Consider the following 16,725-nt stretch of genomic DNA (forward strand, 5'->3'; position numbering starts at 1 on the left):
TAGTGCGGATTGCCCGTGTGAAAGTAGGTAATCGTCAGGCTCCCTAGCAGCAACAGAAACCCCACCCCCAAAAGGTGGGGTTTCTGCGTTTACGGTTCTTAATCTGACTTGAACGAGTAAACAGGCTCTATCGCGAAGCGCGAGGGACCTCATAACACTGACTCGTACCTCGATACGCGCCTCAAAGTCCTTTAGCGACTCTCATCGCAGCATATCCGATCCCACCCATCCGACTCGCGCCTCAGTCGCAAGCAAGTCCGAATGGAGTTGACCCTGTAATTCCGGACACAGCGTCACACTAGGTTGCTGAATCCATCGCGCGGCGAAACGCTCGTGGCGAGCGGTATTTCAACGCGCTATGGGGATGCTTCTCGTTGTAATGCTCGAAGGCGATAGCTAGGTTCTGCGCAGCGGTTGCAGCATCCGGCTTCGGCATGAAGGCCACGTAATCGCGCTTCATCGTTTTCACGAAGCTCTCGGCCATGCCGTTACTTTGCGGGCTGCACACGGGCGTGGTCAATGGCTTCAGACCGATATCCACTGCAAACCGGCGTGTCTCGTCGGCCGTGTAGCCCGAACCGTTGTCGCTCAACCACTCGATTTCGGATGGCGTATGCAACGCAGCACCGAAGCGATTTTCCACCGCCGTCAGCATCACGTCGCGCACGATGTCACCGCTGTGGCCTGCCGTCGTGGCCGCCCAGCTCATCGCCTCGCGGTCGCAGCAGTCCAGCGCGAACGTCACACGCAACGGCTCGCCGTTGTCGCACCGGAACTCGAAGCCGTCCGAACACCAACGCTGGTTCTTCCCGATTGGTTGTGCCGCCCCCAGAGGCGACACGACAACAAGTCATGCCTGATGACCATAGCGAGTCGGTACCACCCCTTCCCATCCCGAACAGGACCGTGAAACGACTCCACGCCGATGATAGTGCGGATTGCCCGTGTGAAAGTAGGTAATCGTCAGGCTCCCTAGCAGCAACAGAAACCCCACCCCCAAAAGGTGGGGTTTCTGCGTTTACGGCGCTCAACTGACCGGGGCGCCGGTCCTGCGGGTCAAAGGTGCGGACGTCGCGCCGTAACAGGCCACCCGATCCCGATCCCGCTCCGCCACGCGCAACGCATGGCACATCAGCCGCCTGGCGGCCACCTATCTCAACCCGGCCGCCAACTGAAGGCCGGACCGTTCGCGGCATGCGCGTCGTCCTGAGCGCGCAGTCAGAGAACTCCCGCCGCTCTGGCGCCTTGCTCTAACCCGACTTGTACCGCACCTGCTCAAGAGCTAACCACCAAGCTACCCGAGTCCCCCACACCGGCGGATTCCAGAAACCTGCCGACAAACTCTCCTCGCAGTTCATCGCCTCTCATCCCGACTAAGCTTGCTTACGCACTGGTGTCTGATCAGGCACACCAGCGACGAGGCGATTGAGTCGTTCGCTCGCCGCCGTGATGGCCCAAAGAGGCGCACTGTGCAGTTGCCGGTCATAATTCGTGGCGAGCGACGCAAAAAGCGCGAACCCCGCGCCGTCCAATCGCCACTCGCCGGTCTCCCGGCCAATATCGAACACCGCCGACACAGCGCGGTCCGCCGCGCCGAGTTCCGCGCCGCTAATCAAGCCGAAGCCGGACTCCGCCAAAAAGCCAGTCAGCAGCACGATCTGTGTAAGCGTCTGCGCGTCGGCCTTGCTGCCGACGCCGCGGCGCAATGCGTCGAGCGCCAGGTGCACCCGCAATGCGAGGTCGTCGGCGATCGGCCGGGCGATCGGCAACAGCATGGCCTTGGCATGCCGCGCGCGCGTCGCACCTGCGTTGCGGGAAAAGGGAATAGGTTGTGCCATGAAGGTCCGGTGTTTGTGCCTGTGCAGATGCAATAACGGCGCGGCCCGAAAAAGGTTGAGCCCTCGTCGTCGATCCCACCGACTCCCGGTTGAAAACACCGGTTGCAGCCACCGCATGAATCGTGCTCGCCTCGCTGGAGCCCGTGCGTATCTTTTCAATTCAGTCGGGTGACGCGTTTCGGCCAATCCCCATGGTGCAGCGTGCTTCACCGCGAGACCTTCTGTTACGAACGGCGATGACAGAATGAGCCGAGAGTCGCTGACAGTGCCCGCTCCACGTCTGCGGAAAGTTAAACGCCAACCATCCCGAAACCCGTCACCTGTTGCCGACCAACCCCATCACTGTTCCCCATCCCCATCCGACGGCGCCACACTGCGCGCCCGCACCCGTCGACGGATCTCGGAATCCAGAATCAAACGTCCCCGCAGTTTTCCCTTCATCCGCTTCACGTAGCGTGGCGCCTCGGTCATGTGGATCACCATCAACTCACGCACCTTCTCCGCATCGCGCTCACGCGCCGCTTTCGTGATTGCTTTGTGAATCTTGACGTTCGCCTGACCGAACCGTTCATGCTCGGCTTGCGGCGTGTCGTTACGAAATTCGATGAGCTGCCGGATCATTTCATTGATCAGCTCACAACTGAAACGCAGAAACGGATTCGGATTCGCTGCTGCCAGAATGTCATGAAAGTTCACGTCTTCCTGACGTTGCCGCACGATGTCCTGGCCGCCACGCGAAGACGCGGGTCGATCGCAACACGCAATGCTCGCTTCGAGTGCGTCGAAGTCCTGCTCGGTCAAATGCGGGACGGCGCCGGCCGCGAGTTCCGGCTCCAGCAATTTGCGCACGGTGTAGATGTCGTCGATCGACACGTCCTTGAAGAACAGATAGTTCTGCAAAAGCTGCAGCGTGCGATCGAGCGGCACTTCCACCACCATACCGCCACCACTCGGGCCAGTCGTCACCTTGATCAGACCTTGCACCTCGAGTGACTTCAACGCTTCGCGGATCGTACTTTTGCTCACTGAAAAGAGTTGCTGCAACTCCACCTCGCGCGGCAGGCGATCACCCGGCTTCAGGTCTTTCTCTGTGATGAGCCGCTTGATTTCTTCCGCGACCAGATCGCCGCGCTTCTGCTGTTTGATCTCTATCGCGGCGCGAGCCTTGGTTCGGTCCGTGGCCATATTCGATTCTCCCAGTTTGTCCCGCACGATTCCCGATCGATCCGCCGGCCACTTCACGGTCAGGAGCGACACTGGGAGACGGCCAGGAATTTTGCCTTATTGACACTCGAATTTATTGTACCTACGATCAAGTCCAACCTATTTATCATGATAAATAGAACAAAGCCGAAGAGGTGGAAAACTTCAAACGGCCAGCAAGCTCAAGCAGTCGGTCGCATCGCGTGTGCAGTTTCGTAGCCGGTCAGTGCGTGTCTCTTTCAAGGAGCGTCATTTTGAATCGCCGAAATATGTTGAAGCTGGCCGCGTTGTCGGCCGTTCCGGGGACGTTGGGCTCGCTGGTCGCGCGTAGCGCGTTCGCGCAGACGGGCACCGTGCAGTTCGCGTGTCCGGTGCCGATGTCGGGACCATTCGCCGCTAATGGCAAATACGCCGACCTCGGCATGAAGCTGGCCATCGAGCAATACGGCAAGGTTCTTGGTCAGCCACTTGCCTATACGGTGCTCGACACCGAGGGCAAGCCCGCTACCGCGGTGCGCCGCGTGCAGGAAATCGCGCAGCAAAAGAACGCTCGCTTCTTTGCGGGCGGTATTTTGTCCTCCGAAGCATTGGCGATGGGCAAGGAAGTGCAGAAGGCAGGGGGCATTTTCATCACGACCGCGGGCGCAGACGAAATCACCGGCAAGGACTGTAACGCCGCCACGTTCCGCTGGTCGGTGCCGACCTATGGTGCGATCGAGCAGACCGTGCGTCCGCTGATCCAGACGTTACCGAAAGCAAAGCGCTGGTACACCATCACGCCGCAATACGTCTTCGGCGACGGCTTGCTGTCGGCAGCCAAAGCGGTCTTCAAGGAGAAGGGCATCGAGCATGTGGGCAACAGCTACCATTCGCTCAATGAGAAGGAATTCAGTGGTTATCTGACGAATGCCGTCGCCGCGAAGCCCGACGTTCTGCTGATTCTGAACTTCGGCTCGCAATCGTCCGATACGCTTCGCCAGGCCGTGAGTTTCGGCATGAAGAACAATTGCACGATTCTGATGGCGTGGGCGTCCGGTCTCGAGCAATTCGAATCGCTCGGCGCGGACCTGTGCGATGGCGTCTATTTTGGCGCACAGTATTGGCATGGCATCGATTCGCCGCTCAATCGCGATCTCGTCAAACGCGCCAATACGGCATTCAAGGCGAACCCTAACTACAGCCTCGCCGGTTCCTATATTTGCACGAAGATCCTGCTCGACGGCATCATCAAGGCGGGGACGGTCGATCCGAAGAAAGTGGTTGCCGCACTCGAAGGCATGAAATACGACGGTTTGACCGGCCCCGAAGAGGTTCGCGCGGGCGACCATCAGGTGCTGAAGAACTACTATCTGCTCAAGGGCAAGGCGAAGAGCAAAATGAAGAGCGCCGACGACTACGCGGACATCGTGAGCTCCGGCCAGTCCTTCCTGCCGCTCGACAAGACCGGCTGCAAGATGTCGTGATGCCCTCGTGCTGCATGCAAGCGCGGCACGTTCATTGCAATCACGAGCCGGCATCGCGACACCTCTTTGCCACACCTATCGCACGGACGCCATGAACGTTTATCTTCTGCAGATCGTCAACGGCATCGGAGTGGGGATGCTGTATTTCCTGCTCGCAGTCGGTTTGTCGATCGTATTCGGCCTGCTGCGTTTCGTGAATTTCGCGCACGGCGCGTTCTATCTGCTAGGTGCGTACTTCTGCTATCAGGCGATGCAGTGGTCGATGAGCTTCTGGACAGCGCTCGTCGTCGTGCCGATTGCTGTCGGCGCGCTGGCCTGGGTCGTCGAGAAACTGATTCTGCGGCACGTCTATGCGCAGCAGCACGAGTTTCATATTCTCGCGACCGTGGGCCTCGCACTCGTCGTGCAGGAATGCGCGATCCTGATCTGGGGGCCGCTGGGCGATAACGTCGCGGTGCCCGACATACTGAACGGCGTGGTGATCTGGGGCAGCTTCGTCTATCCGAAGTACCGTCTATTCGTGATTGGTTTCACTGCCGTGCTGGCCGCGCTCTTGTGGTGGGTGCTGGAAGGTACGCGACTCGGCAGCGCGGTGCGTGCCGGCAGCGAATCGACCGAGATGGTGTCGCTGCTCGGCATCAACGTATTGCGCGTTTTCAGTCTCGTGTTCGCGCTCGGCGCGGCAACCGCGGCACTGGCAGGCGTGCTGGCCGCGCCGATTCGCGGCGTCGATCCGTTCATGGGCATCGAAGCGCTCGGGGTTGCATTCGTCGTGGTCGTGGTCGGCGGCATGGGTAATTTTCTCGGTGCGCTCGTCGGCGGCCTGCTGGTGGGGATCGTGCAAAGCGTGATGAGCACCTTATGGCCGGAAGGTGCGCGGCTGATGATCTACGTCGCGATGGCCGCGGTTCTGCTGCTGCGCCCGAACGGTTTGCTCGGGAGGGCGGCATGATCGACACATCGAAGCCCGCCATGCAAAGTATTCGCTCTTCCTCGGCTCAGCAGGGCATGAAGCACACGCTGCATCGCTATCGTTTCCTGCTGCTTGCGCTGCTGGTCGTGTGCGTCTTGCCACTGACACTGCGTTCCGGCTCGCTCGCCACGGAAGTACTGGTGTTCGCGCTTGCCGCGCTCGGCTGCAATCTGCTGCTCGGTCACACAGGCCTGTTATCGTTCGGGCAGGGTATCTTCTTCGGACTCGGCAGCTATTGCGCGGGACTGGTGCTCACCAGAACCGCATTGCCGCTGCCCGTCGCGCTGCTCGCGTCGGCTGTGACCGGCGCCGCGGCAGCCGCCGTGGTGGGCTGGTTTTCGATTCGCCAGCGCGGCACGTACTTCGTGATGTTGACGCTCGCGTTCGGCCAGCTCTTCTATTTTCTGGCCTATACCACGCCCGATCTGACCGGCGGCGACAATGGCCTGCTCGACATTCCGCGCCCTGCGCTGAGTCTGTTTGGCAAATCGGTCGTCCCGTTGACCTCGCCGTGGCAATACTACGGCTTCGTCGCAGTGCTGTTTCTCGTGGTGTTCTGGCTGCTGATGCGCGTATCGCATTCGGTATTCGGCCGCACGTTGCTCGCGATTCGCGACAACGAGGCGCGGGCAGCGGCGGTAGGCTACGACGTCAAGCGCTTCAAGCTGATGGCGTTCGTGATTTCAGGCGCGGTCACCGGACTCGCCGGGGCGCTTCATGCGCTGATGACCGGCATCGCGCCGCTCTCCAATATCGACTATCACACGAGCGAGATGATCCTCGTGATGACGGTGATCGGGGGCACCGGCAATCTGTTCGCGTCGGTCCTGGGCGCGGCGTTCTATGTGCTGTTCGCCGACTGGCTTTCGACGCTGTGGCCGCGCTGGCTGTTGCTGCTCGGCATCGTACTGATCGCGGTCAGCCTGTTCATGCAGCGCGGACTCTGCGGATTGGGCGAGCGCATCTGGCATGCACTGCGCCGCAAGCCATCCTCCGACGCGGACAATGACCCGGACAACACAGGCAACGGCGCGAACAAGGAGGCCGCATGAGCGAAGCCATTCTGCGAGCGAACGGCATAGTAAAGCGCTACGGCAAATTCACCGCGCTCTCCGATGTGAATCTGAGCATCATGCCGCGCACGGTGCATTCGGTGATCGGTCCAAACGGTGCGGGCAAGACCACGCTCTTTCACGTATTGACCGGCACGCTTCCCATTACTGAAGGCAAGATCGTCTTCGACGGCCACGACGTCACGCGTGAACCCGACCATAAGCGCGTGCGCCGCGGCGTCGCGCGATCGTTTCAGGTGACGAGCCTGTTTGCCAATCTGAGCGTACGCGAGAACCTGCGCCTCGCCGCGCAAGGCGTCGATGCGGTGCGCGCGCTGAATGCGTGGACGCCGCCGCACGGTGCGCTCGCGTATGCGGACACTGTCGACAGCGTGCTCGAGCGGCTCGCGTTGCAGCGTTTCAGCGAGGTCCCGGCGGCCGCGCTGTCGCACGGTCAGCAGCGGCGGCTCGAAGTCGGCATGGCGCTTGCGGCGCGGCCCAAGGCGATTTTCCTGGACGAACCGACCTCGGGGATGGGCATCGACGATCTCGACGACATGAAGCAACTGATTCGCGGCCTGCGCGACGATTACACGGTCGTGCTGATCGAACACAACATGGGCATCGTGATGGACATCTCCGACACGATTACCGTAATGCAGCAAGGCCACGTGCTGGTGGAAGGGCGCCCGGACGACATTCGCGGCGACGAGCGCGTGCGCAGCGCGTATCTTGGCAATATGATCACCGGAGGCCGCGCATGATTCTCGACGTGCAGCAGATTCACGGCTTCTACGGCAAGAGCCACATTCTGCAAGGCGTGTCCTTGCAGATTGGCGATGGCGAAACGGTCACACTATTAGGCCGGAACGGTGCTGGCAAATCCACCACGCTCAAAGCGATTGCCGGCGTCGTCGCGCCAAGACGCGGCGAGGTGACGTTCAGCGGCGCGCGGATCGGCGGCATGCCACCGCACAAGATCGCCTCGCGCGGCGTGTGCTTCGTGCCCGAGCATCGCGGCATCTTTCGTCTGCTCACGGTCGAAGAGAACTTGCGGCTTGGCGCACGCAAGGATTCGCCGTGGCAACTGGAGGACATCTATCGCATCTTTCCGCGCCTAAAGGAACGGCGCATGAACGGTGGCGCACAACTGTCCGGCGGTGAACAGCAGATGCTCGCGATTGGCCGCGCGCTGATGAATCACCCGCGTCTGCTGATGCTCGACGAGCCGGTGGAGGGACTGGCGCCGGTGATCGTCGAGGAAATCGTCGCGCAGCTCAAGCTGATCCGCGAAGCGGGTGTCGCGATTCTTCTGGTCGAGCAGAACCTCGAAGTCTGCACGCAACTCGCGGACCGCCACTACATCATCGAACAGGGCGTGATCGTCTATTCGGGCGACAACGCGTCATTCTCCGCGGACGAGTCGATCAAGGACCGTTATCTCGGCGTGGGCGTCGTTTGACGCCGGCGCTGTCTTCAATACGAGGAAGCATCGATGCAAGTTCATGAATCAACAACCGTCGCGACGCCCGCCCATCTGCGAGTCGACGGCGCGCGGCTGTGGGACAGTCTCATGCAACTCGCGCAGATCGGCGCCACCGATAAAGGCGGAGTGTGCCGGCTCGCGTTGACGGAGCTGGACCGCCAGGGGCGCGAGCTTTTTATCGCGTGGGCGAAAGAGATCGGCTGCACCGTGCGGATCGATGCGATCGGCAATATCTTCGCGCGCCGCGCCGGTTTGCGCGACGACCTGCCGCCTGTGATGACCGGCAGCCACATCGACACGCAACCGACGGGCGGCAAATTCGACGGCAATTACGGCGTACTCGCGGGTCTCGAAGTGCTGCGCACCCTGGCCGAGGCCAACGTGCAAACGCTCGCGCCGCTGGAAGTCGCGGTGTGGACCAACGAGGAGGGCTCGCGCTTCGTGCCGGTGATGATGGGCTCGGGCGTGTTTGCCGGCGCGTTCACGCTGGAGCATGCGCTGGCGCAACGCGATCGTGAGGGCGTGTCGGTGCGCGATGCGCTGACGGCGATCGGCTATGCCGGTGAGAACGGAAAACCGCATACCGTCGGTGCGTATTTCGAAGCGCATATCGAACAGGGGCCGGTGCTCGAAGCGCACGATAAAACCATCGGCGTCGTGCGAGGCGCGCTTGGCCAACGCTGGTACGACGTGACGGTGCAGGGCATGGAAGCGCACGCGGGGCCGACGCCGATGGAATTGCGCCGCGACGCGCTACTCGTCGCGGCCGATCTGATTCACGCGGTGAACCGCATCGCGCTCGACCACGCGCCGCACGGCCGTGGCACGGTGGGCTGGCTCGACGTGCATCCGAACTCGCGCAACGTAATCCCGGGCCGCGTGACGCTCACGGTCGATCTGCGTGCCGCCGACGACGCGACGCTCACCGCGATGGACACCGCCTTGCGCGCCGCGTGCTCGACGGCGGGCGAGCAGGCCGGCATCGCCGTCGACGTCGAACAGGTCGTGTATTTCCCGCCGCAGCCGTTCGCGGCGAACCTGGTCGCCGCGGTGAAGCAGGGCGCGGACGCGCTCGGCTTTTCGTCGATGGACGTGATCAGCGGCGCGGGCCACGATGCCGTCTATCTGGCGCGCGTCGCGCCCGCCGCGATGATTTTCGTGCCATGCAAGGACGGCATCAGTCACAACGAAATCGAAGACGCGCGCGCCGATCATCTCGAAGCCGGTTGTAACGTGCTGTTGCAGGCGATGCTGGATGCCGCGTGGAAGCTCGGGAGCGCAAACGCATGAAGATCCTCATCGCGCGGATGAATCACGAGACCAACACGTTCTCGCCGGTGGCGACGCCGCTCGCCGCGTTCGGCCGCAACGGCCCGAGCTATGGCGACGACGCGTTCAACGAGAACAAGGGCATGCAGACCGCGATGGCCGCGTTCATCGACGCCGCCGAGCGCGAGCATGCGGAGATCGTCACGCCGATATCCGCTTCGGCGAATCCGAGCGGACCGGTCGAGGCCACCGCTTACGATGCGATCTGCGACGCAATCGTGGCGGCCGCCGGCGGTTGCGATGCCGTGATGCTCGATCTGCATGGCGCGATGGTCGCCGAGAATTCGAACGACGGCGAAGGCGATCTGCTCGAACGCGTGCGTGCATTGCTGCCCGATGCGCCGATTGCGGTCGCGCTCGATCTGCACGGCAATGTCACGCAGAAGATGATCGACAACGCGGATGTGATCGTCAGCTTCAAGACCTATCCGCACGTCGATATGCACGAGACAGGCGCGCACGCGGCGCGTCTGATGTTCGATCTCGTGCATGGCAAGACGAAGCCGGTGATTGCATGGCGTCAGCCGCCGCTGCTCACGCACACACTGCGCAGTGCGACCGCCGAAGGCGCCATGAAACGCGCGGTGGACGCCGCGCGTGCGGCCGAAGCCGACGGCATGCTGGCGGTGTCGGTGTTGTCCGGCTTTTCGCTGGCCGATATTGCCGCGCCGTGCATCAGCGTCGTCGTGGTGAGTAACGGCGCGCGTGATGAGGCCGAAGCGGTGGCGGAACACATCGCGCGGCAGATCTGGGACGAACGCGAGGATTTCGTCTATCGCAGCGCGCCGCTCGCGGAGTCGGTCGCGCAAGCGGCCTTGCTCGCGCAGGGCGCCGACAAACCCGTGCTGTTGCTCGATCACGGGGACAACTGCATGTCGGGCGGCACCTGCGACACGATGGATCTGCTCGAAGAAGCGTTGAAGCAGAAGCTCGAAGGTATCGTCAGCGGGCCGTTGTGCGATCCGCAAGCGGTCGCGGCGTTGATGTCGGCGGGCGTCGGCAGCACGGTGACCGTGACGATCGGCAACAAGGTTGCGAGCGACGCGTTGACGCCGCGCCCGCCGCTGGCCGTGACCGGCGTGGTGCGTGCGCTGACCGACGGCGAATACGTGATCAGCGGTCCGACGTACACCGGCCAGCGCGCTTTCATGGGACGCGCCGCGGTGCTCGACACCGGCACCGTGAAGCTCGTGATGACCGAGCACACGCACGAACCGTGGGACCTGGGCGTGTTCGAGAGCGTCGGTATCGATCCGCGCCGCGCGCGCTTTCTGCTGCTCAAATCGCGCATGTACTGCCGGCCTGTTTTCGTGCCGATCGCCGCTGCGCTCGTGGAGTGCGACAGCCGTGGCGTGACGAGTTCCGATTACGGGCTGTTCGCCTTCGAGCATGTGAGGCGGCCGGTTTATCCGCTGGATACGGCCACCGAATGGGCGCTGGCGAATTGAACGGCTCGTCCGTGTGGGCCTGAATAGCGATAGGGGCTTGTGCTGTTCGCTCGGACTCTCTATAATTCGCGCTCTCTAAAGGCTCGTAGCTCAGTTGGTTAGAGCACCACCTTGACATGGTGGGGGTCGTTGGTTCGAATCCAATCGAGCCTACCAACGCATCAGTGGCGTAGACGAAAGCGGTTGCGCTTTCGTCTACGGTGCTGTCAGTTTCTCCCTTCTGCACTGCTCCCATTCGTTTTGTCGCCTGACTCCGTCACGAGTGCCATTGCACGTGCGCGGCCTCTGCATTGCGTCGCCTTTGCCAATGCGCGGTACAGTTGAGGCTTCCCATTCCCGTTTTCGCAACTGAATAAACTGCCGTCAGAGCATCACGCGGTGCCGGCAGCTTGAAAGGAAGCCGACGTAATGAAGAAGCTCATCAACGACGTCTGCGCCGTTGTCCCCGACATGCTCGACGGACTCGCGGCGCTCAATCCCCATCTCTCACTATTGCAAGGCAGCACGATCGTCGTGCGGGCCGATGCCGAGGCCGTTGTCGCGCGCGGCGAAGTCGCGCTGATCTCGGGCGGCGGCTCGGGCCACGAGCCCGCGCACGGCGGCTATGTGGGCCACGGCATGTTGAGCGCGGCGGTGGCGGGCGAAGTGTTCACGTCGCCGTCCACGGATGCCGTGCTCGACGCGATACGCGCGGTGGCCGGCCCGGCCGGTGCGCTGCTGATCGTGAAGAACTACACGGGCGACCGCTTCAACTTCGGCCTTGCCGCAGAGATCGCGCGCGCGGAGGGCATCCCGACCGACATGGTGATCGTCGCCGACGACGTCGCGCTGACGGCGAGCGGCGACCACGCAGGCCGTCGCGGGCTCGCGGGGACCGTGCTGGTTCACAAGATCGCGGGCGCGGCAGCGGCAGCGGGCCGTCCTTTGGGCGAGGTCGCGCGGATCGCGCGCGAGGTGGCCGCGTCGCTCGGCACGATGGGCGTCGCGCTCACGCCGTGCACGGTGCCCGCAGCGGGCAAGCCGGGGTTCGAACTGGCCGACGGTGAAATCGAGTGGGGGCTCGGCATTCATGGCGAACCCGGTGTCGAACGCGGCGCGATGGAGCCGGCCGAGGCGATCGTCGCGAGACTGCTGACGAAAATCGTCGACGATCTCGCGTTGCAGGCCGGCGAGCGTGTGGCGCTGCTGGTGAACAACCTCGGCGGCACGCCATTGAGCGAGTTGAACGTGGCGGCGGGGTCCGCGCTGCGCAATCTGGCGGAGCGGGGCATCAAGGTGGAGCGTGCGTGGGCCGGTACGTTCCTGAGCGCGCTGGAAATGGCGGGCATCTCGTTGACGCTTCTGCGCGTGGACGACGAGCGGCTCGACTGGCTCGATGCCGTGGCGCACACGAGTGCATGGCCCGCGTCGAGCGGCCGCGTCGCGCAGGTGTCGGTGCGGCCCGCGCCGCAGACGCCGGAGCGTACGAGCGGCGCAACGCTCGCGCGTGATGCGACGCTGCGTCGTGTGATCGAAGCGGTGTGCGCGTGCCTGCTGAAAGCGGAGCCGACGCTGACCGAGATGGATCAACGCGTCGGCGATGGCGATCTCGGCATCAGTCTGTCGCGCGGCGCGCGCGCCCTGCTGCATGAGTTCGACACCTATCCCGCCGCAACGATGCCGGGCGCCGTGTTGCGCAGCATGTCCGCGACGCTGCGCCGTGTGGTCGGCGGGACGTCGGGACCGCTGTACGCGGTGATGCTGTTGCGTGCCGCCGCTGCGCTCGAACAGTCGGGCGGCGCCACGGCGACGCAATGGGCGGCGGCATTCGGCGCGGGCGTCGAAGGATTGATGGAGTTAGGCGGTGCGAGGCCGGGCGATCGCACGATGGTCGATGCACTGAAGCCGGCTGCCGACGCGTTGCAGTCCGCGCTCGCAGGCTCGACGGAGATCGGTGCTGCACTACAGGCTACTGTCGACGCCGCCTCCGAAGGCACTGCGCAAACGGCGTCGATGCATCCACGGCGAGGGCGTTCGAGTTATGTCGGCGACCGCGCGCTCGGTCACGTGGACCCAGGCGCGCATGCGGTGGCGTTGTGGCTGGCTGCGATTCGGGACGTGTGGGTGAAGTAAGCAGCATTGCACCAGTGCTTGCGTGCCCGAAAAGAAAACGGCTAACAGTACGAACACTGCTAGCCGTTCAATCAAACAGTCGACGTCGCGTCTCTACAAACAGCATTCGCCGTCGAAGTAAGCCTTGCGCCAACGCGTGATCGTCACACGCTCGAACAGGCCGACCGATGAAAACGGATCGGCCGCAATGAATCGTTCGGCTTCCTCGCGCGTCTCCAGATCGACTACATATAAGCCGCCGCCCGCACCGCTGCCGTCGTCGTTCAGCTTCGCGCCGCACGCGAGCAGCAGCGCCTTGTTCTTCTCGAGGAACGCAAGGTGGGTATCGCGCTCACGCGCGCGGACCTCGGCATGGCCGGGCTTGTCGAATGTTTCGATGATGTAGGGCATCGGCTCTCCCCTTCAGTTCGGCACAATTGCGGACGGATGCTGCGCAAGCGGCGTCACGTTCACGCTCATGTACGGATAGAGCGGCAACGAACTGAGCAGCGTATGCAGTTCGTCATTCGACTCGACGTCGAACACGCTGTAATTCGCGTACTGTCCCGCCACGCGCCACAGATGACGCCATTTGCCCTCGTTCTGCAACTTCTGCGAGAACGCCTTTTCCTCGGCCTTCAGACGATCGGCCAACGCGCGGTCGGCGTCGGCGGGAATCTGAACCTGCATATGAACCAGATATAGCATTCGAAACTTCTCTCCATCGATGAGGCCGCGTACCTTGCGGCCGGATCCTTGCTCAACCCCAGGCGAGAATCGCCACCGTGTATACGATGCCGATCCAGAACATCATGATGACCGTATAGCCCATGATGTCCTTCAATTTCAGCTTCGAGAGCGCGAGCGCCGGCAGAATCCAGAAGGGCTGGATCAGATCGTTCCATGCGTTGCCGAGCATGACGGCGGTCGCCGTGTGTCCCACCGACGCGCCGATCGACTTGGCCGCTTCGATCATGAACGGCCCCTGAATCACCCAGTGGCCGCCGCCCGAGGGCGCGAAGAAGTTGATGAAAAACGAGCTGACCAGGCCCCAGAACGGCAGCGTGGCAGGCGTGGCGATGTTCACGAAGAAATGCGAGAACGTGTTGACGAGACCCGACGACGCCATGATCGCCATGATCCCCGCATAGAACGGGTATTGGAGAATGATGCCGCTGATCGTGCGAATGCCTTCGTTCAGCTTCTCCACATAGCGAATCGGCGTGCCGAGCAGGATGATGCCGAGAAACAGAATGATGAAGTTGATCAGGTTCAGGTCCATCGAACCGCCGCCGTGGAAATACAGCACCACGTAAATCACGCCGATCGCGCCGATCAGTAAGCTCAGCAGGCGGCTGTTGTTCAGGCGGTTGGCGATCGTGTTGCTTTCGTCGATATCGACGGCGGGCGTCGCGGCCTTCGCTTCGTACAGCGCCGGGTCGATTTCCGTGACCGGCTGGCCCGGCTTCGGATGCAGCCACGCGTTGAGCAGCGGCAGCGTAATAATGACGACGAGGCTCGTGAGCAGCATGGTCGGCGAGAAGATCGTTTCCGCGAGCGGAATCACGCCCATCTGCGCTTCCATCGGATGACCCTTGGTGGAGATCAGCACCGGAATGCTTGCCGACAGACCCAGGCCGTACATCGTGAAACCGCTATAGGCGGATGCAATGATCAGCGGGTAGTGCACGCCCTTGATGCTCATCGCGAGCTTGCGCGCGACGATGCCGCCGATCACGAGACCGAAGCCCCAGTTCAGATAGCTGCCGATGCCGCCGACCAGCGTCGCGACGATCACCGCCATGCGCGGATCATGAACCCGCGCGACGAGCCGGTCGAGGAAGCGTTCGGTCAGCGGCGCGGTGGCGAGCACATAGCCCATCGCGAGAATCACCGCCATCTGGGTGGTGAACGCGAGCAGCGCCCAGAAGCCCTTGCCCCAACTCAGGGTGAGCGCCGTGACCGCCTGGCCCTGAACGAGCACGGCGAGAAGCATCGTGAGTAGCGTGAGGCCGATGGCGAACACGAACGGGTCGGGCAGATACTTGCGCATCAGCTCGGTGAAGAACGCGGTGATTTTCTGCATGGGACTGTCTCTAGCTTTGGTCGAATAGTAGTTATCGGGTCATGCGGAGATTACGGCGGGATATAACGGCCGCGGGCTATGAATCGTTCGATAGGGATTCCTTGCGATACTGGGCCAGCTTCATCAGTGCACGATCGCGCCATGCGACACGCGCTTCCCATTGGTCGAGCGGCAACGCGCTGCGGCGTGCGGCGGCCACATCCGCGACGAGCTCATGAGTCCACGGATCGTGCTGGCCGCGTTCGGCGCCCATGCGCGCATACGAGGGGCCCATCTTCTGCGCGTGCGACGCGATGCCGCCGCGCGTATTCAGATCGGCGGTTTCGAACGGGCCGATCACCGACCAGCGCAAACCCAGCGCTTCCCGCACGACGGTGTCGATGTCGTCCACCGACGCGACACCATCGCGCACGAGGCAATACGCTTCGCGCAAGAGCGCGCCTTGCAGCCGGTTGAAGACGAAGCCTTCCACTTCTTTCGCGACGCGCACCGGCTTGAGGCCGGCGTCGCTGAACAGATCGATGGCGCGTGTGACGGCGTCGTCGTCGGTGAACGGCGCGGGCACGATTTCGACGACCGGAATCAGATAGGGCGGATTGCCCGGATGCGCGACGAGGCAGCGGCCGCGGCCCGGCAACGTAGCGTCGATAAAGCGCGACGCTGCGAGAAACGACGAGGCGCTCGCGAGGATCGCATGCGCGGGCGCGGCGCGATCGAGTTGAGCGAACAGTTCGCGCTTGATCTCCTCGCGCTCGGGTGCGCATTCCTGCACGAGGTCAGCGTGTGCTGCGGCGGCGTCGAGCGTCGCGACGATTTCGACGCGAGCGGCGACCACGTTCGCTGCTTCATCGAGCAGGCCGAAGCGCGTCAACTCTTCGAGCCGTTGCAGGATTTCCGCCGGCGCAAGCTCGCGCCGCTGCGCAGCCGGATCGAACAGACGCACCTGCCAACCGGCACGCGCGAACACCACCGCGAATGCAATGCCGATGCTGCCGCCGCCGACAATGCCCGCACGCCGCGTCTTCTGAGCGGCCATGCTCAGACTCCCGCGATGCCGACGGTCATGCCGCCGCACACGTACAGCACCTGGCCCGTCACGAAACCGCTGCGCGCATCGAGCAGATACGACGCGGCATGCGCGACGTCGGCCGGCGTGCCGACGCGCTTGACCGGAACACTGTCGATGATCGCGCGCGTGCGCGGCGCATCCGGCGGATTCGCGCGGTCGAACAGTTCGGTGCGGATCGGACCAGGGCCGATCGCGTTCGCGGTCACGCCGAACGCGCCGAGTTCGAGCGCCCACACACGCGTCATGCCGAGCAATGCAGCCTTGGTCGCCGAATAGGCGGTGCGCAATTCCTTGCCGAGCGCCGCACGCGACGACATATTGACGATGCGTCCAAAGCCTGCAGCCTTCATGCCGGGCAACAGCGCCTGCATGCATTGCAGCGAACAGCGCACGTTGAGCGCCCACGCGCGTTCGAGTTCTTCGAGCGATTGCTCCGCGGCGTTCGCCGGCACCACGACACCGACGTTATTGACGAGGCGCGTGATCGGCCCGCCTTCGAGCGCGCGTTCGAGTGCCTGTGCAGTCGCCTGCGGGTCCGACAGATCGGCGATCAGTCCGTCGCCCACGCGATCGATCACGACCACGTCATAACCATCCGCCTCGCAGCGCGCGGCGCATGCCGCTCCGATGCCGGCGGCGCCGCCGGTAATCAACACTCGTTCTTTGGCCATGTTTCAGATTCAGAAA

Annotated in this window: 15 protein-coding genes, 1 tRNA gene, 1 rRNA gene and 1 pseudogene; 10 read left to right on the forward strand and 8 right to left on the reverse strand. The window is 63.0% G+C overall.

Going from position 1 to position 16,725, the window contains the following annotated elements:
• Window positions 1-298 precede the first annotated feature (298 nt).
• Window positions 299-805, reverse strand: a pseudogene (locus ACZ9H4_RS35660) (integrase core domain-containing protein); the annotation flags it as partial.
• Window positions 806-855: 50 nt separating this feature from the next.
• Here ACZ9H4_RS35660 and rrf point away from each other — a divergent pair.
• Window positions 856-969 (forward strand): 5S ribosomal RNA (gene rrf, locus ACZ9H4_RS35665).
• Window positions 970-1,373: 404 nt separating this feature from the next.
• Here the strand turns inward: rrf and ACZ9H4_RS35670 are convergent.
• Together ACZ9H4_RS35670 and ACZ9H4_RS35675 are read right to left on the reverse strand one after the other, a co-directional pair.
• Window positions 1,374-1,838, reverse strand: coding sequence for a hypothetical protein (locus tag ACZ9H4_RS35670; RefSeq protein ID WP_476122923.1), 465 nt, complete (start codon window positions 1,836-1,838; stop codon window positions 1,374-1,376).
• Between the two features lie 339 nt (window positions 1,839-2,177).
• Window positions 2,178-3,023 carry a FadR/GntR family transcriptional regulator gene (locus tag ACZ9H4_RS35675; protein ID WP_408145986.1) on the reverse strand — a complete coding sequence of 282 codons (846 nt, stop codon included), beginning with the start codon at window positions 3,021-3,023 and terminating at the stop codon, window positions 2,178-2,180.
• A gap of 272 nt (window positions 3,024-3,295) precedes the next feature.
• Here ACZ9H4_RS35675 and ACZ9H4_RS35680 point away from each other — a divergent pair, with 272 nt between their 5' ends.
• The 9 genes from ACZ9H4_RS35680 (at window position 3,296) to dhaK (ending at window position 12,904) form a co-directional block, all read left to right on the forward strand.
• Entirely contained in the window at window positions 3,296-4,504 is a 1,209-nt protein-coding gene (locus ACZ9H4_RS35680; RefSeq protein WP_408155632.1) for an ABC transporter substrate-binding protein, read from the forward strand.
• A 91-nt stretch (window positions 4,505-4,595) separates the two neighbouring features.
• Entirely contained in the window at window positions 4,596-5,456 is an 861-nt protein-coding gene (locus ACZ9H4_RS35685) for a branched-chain amino acid ABC transporter permease (protein ID WP_476122866.1), read from the forward strand.
• Entirely contained in the window at window positions 5,453-6,529 is a 1,077-nt protein-coding gene (locus ACZ9H4_RS35690) for a branched-chain amino acid ABC transporter permease (RefSeq protein WP_476122867.1), read from the forward strand. The genes ACZ9H4_RS35685 and ACZ9H4_RS35690 overlap by 4 nt, the downstream gene beginning before the upstream one ends.
• Complete coding sequence (locus ACZ9H4_RS35695; protein WP_476122869.1) at window positions 6,526-7,293, forward strand: ABC transporter ATP-binding protein; 768 nt, start codon at window positions 6,526-6,528, stop codon at window positions 7,291-7,293. The genes ACZ9H4_RS35690 and ACZ9H4_RS35695 overlap by 4 nt, the downstream gene beginning before the upstream one ends.
• Entirely contained in the window at window positions 7,290-7,991 is a 702-nt protein-coding gene (locus ACZ9H4_RS35700; RefSeq protein WP_408145978.1) for an ABC transporter ATP-binding protein, read from the forward strand. The genes ACZ9H4_RS35695 and ACZ9H4_RS35700 overlap by 4 nt, the downstream gene beginning before the upstream one ends.
• A gap of 33 nt (window positions 7,992-8,024) precedes the next feature.
• The gene (locus ACZ9H4_RS35705; protein WP_476122872.1) at window positions 8,025-9,305 is read left to right on the forward strand and encodes an allantoate amidohydrolase; all 1,281 of its coding nucleotides are present in this window, start codon (window positions 8,025-8,027) and stop codon (window positions 9,303-9,305) included.
• Window positions 9,302-10,792 (forward strand): M81 family metallopeptidase, encoded by a 1,491-nt coding sequence (locus ACZ9H4_RS35710; protein WP_476122874.1) that lies wholly within the window; start codon window positions 9,302-9,304, stop codon window positions 10,790-10,792. The genes ACZ9H4_RS35705 and ACZ9H4_RS35710 overlap by 4 nt, the downstream gene beginning before the upstream one ends.
• A gap of 79 nt (window positions 10,793-10,871) precedes the next feature.
• Window positions 10,872-10,948: transfer RNA gene (locus ACZ9H4_RS35715), tRNA-Val, on the forward strand.
• Between the two features lie 252 nt (window positions 10,949-11,200).
• The gene (gene dhaK / locus ACZ9H4_RS35720; RefSeq protein WP_476122876.1) at window positions 11,201-12,904 is read left to right on the forward strand and encodes a dihydroxyacetone kinase subunit DhaK; all 1,704 of its coding nucleotides are present in this window, start codon (window positions 11,201-11,203) and stop codon (window positions 12,902-12,904) included.
• A gap of 93 nt (window positions 12,905-12,997) precedes the next feature.
• Here dhaK and ACZ9H4_RS35725 read toward each other — a convergent pair whose 3' ends face one another.
• The 5 genes from ACZ9H4_RS35725 to ACZ9H4_RS35745 form a co-directional block, all read right to left on the reverse strand.
• A complete protein-coding gene (locus ACZ9H4_RS35725) occupies window positions 12,998-13,294 on the reverse strand; it encodes a YciI family protein (protein ID WP_408145970.1) in 297 nt (98 codons plus the stop codon).
• A gap of 12 nt (window positions 13,295-13,306) precedes the next feature.
• Window positions 13,307-13,591, reverse strand: coding sequence for a muconolactone Delta-isomerase (gene catC, locus ACZ9H4_RS35730; RefSeq protein WP_476122878.1), 285 nt, complete (start codon window positions 13,589-13,591; stop codon window positions 13,307-13,309).
• Between the two features lie 52 nt (window positions 13,592-13,643).
• Complete coding sequence (locus tag ACZ9H4_RS35735) at window positions 13,644-14,969, reverse strand: short-chain fatty acid transporter (RefSeq protein WP_476122880.1); 1,326 nt, start codon at window positions 14,967-14,969, stop codon at window positions 13,644-13,646.
• Between the two features lie 76 nt (window positions 14,970-15,045).
• Window positions 15,046-16,005, reverse strand: a complete 960-nt coding sequence (locus ACZ9H4_RS35740; protein WP_476122882.1) for a 3-hydroxyacyl-CoA dehydrogenase — start codon at window positions 16,003-16,005, stop codon at window positions 15,046-15,048.
• Between the two features lie 2 nt (window positions 16,006-16,007).
• Complete coding sequence (locus ACZ9H4_RS35745; protein ID WP_408145963.1) at window positions 16,008-16,709, reverse strand: SDR family oxidoreductase; 702 nt, start codon at window positions 16,707-16,709, stop codon at window positions 16,008-16,010.
• Window positions 16,710-16,725 lie beyond the last annotated feature (16 nt).

This window comes from Paraburkholderia sp. TE9906 (assembly GCF_056279605.1).

Excerpts from the sequence above, each read along its gene's own strand:
- ACZ9H4_RS35670 (WP_476122923.1), bottom strand. The coding sequence starts at position 1,838 with ATGGCACAACCTATTCCCTTTTCCCGCAACGCAGGTGCGACGCGCGCG.
- ACZ9H4_RS35675 (WP_408145986.1), bottom strand. The coding sequence starts at position 3,023 with ATGGCCACGGACCGAACCAAGGCTCGCGCCGCGATAGAGATCAAACAG.
- ACZ9H4_RS35685 (WP_476122866.1), top strand. The coding sequence starts at position 4,596 with ATGAACGTTTATCTTCTGCAGATCGTCAACGGCATCGGAGTGGGGATG.
- ACZ9H4_RS35690 (WP_476122867.1), top strand. The coding sequence starts at position 5,453 with ATGATCGACACATCGAAGCCCGCCATGCAAAGTATTCGCTCTTCCTCG.
- ACZ9H4_RS35695 (WP_476122869.1), top strand. The coding sequence starts at position 6,526 with ATGAGCGAAGCCATTCTGCGAGCGAACGGCATAGTAAAGCGCTACGGC.
- ACZ9H4_RS35700 (WP_408145978.1), top strand. The coding sequence starts at position 7,290 with ATGATTCTCGACGTGCAGCAGATTCACGGCTTCTACGGCAAGAGCCAC.
- ACZ9H4_RS35705 (WP_476122872.1), top strand. The coding sequence starts at position 8,025 with ATGCAAGTTCATGAATCAACAACCGTCGCGACGCCCGCCCATCTGCGA.
- ACZ9H4_RS35710 (WP_476122874.1), top strand. The coding sequence starts at position 9,302 with ATGAAGATCCTCATCGCGCGGATGAATCACGAGACCAACACGTTCTCG.
- dhaK (WP_476122876.1), top strand. The coding sequence starts at position 11,201 with ATGAAGAAGCTCATCAACGACGTCTGCGCCGTTGTCCCCGACATGCTC.
- ACZ9H4_RS35725 (WP_408145970.1), bottom strand. The coding sequence starts at position 13,294 with ATGCCCTACATCATCGAAACATTCGACAAGCCCGGCCATGCCGAGGTC.
- catC (WP_476122878.1), bottom strand. The coding sequence starts at position 13,591 with ATGCTATATCTGGTTCATATGCAGGTTCAGATTCCCGCCGACGCCGAC.
- ACZ9H4_RS35735 (WP_476122880.1), bottom strand. The coding sequence starts at position 14,969 with ATGCAGAAAATCACCGCGTTCTTCACCGAGCTGATGCGCAAGTATCTG.
- ACZ9H4_RS35740 (WP_476122882.1), bottom strand. The coding sequence starts at position 16,005 with ATGGCCGCTCAGAAGACGCGGCGTGCGGGCATTGTCGGCGGCGGCAGC.
- ACZ9H4_RS35745 (WP_408145963.1), bottom strand. The coding sequence starts at position 16,709 with ATGGCCAAAGAACGAGTGTTGATTACCGGCGGCGCCGCCGGCATCGGA.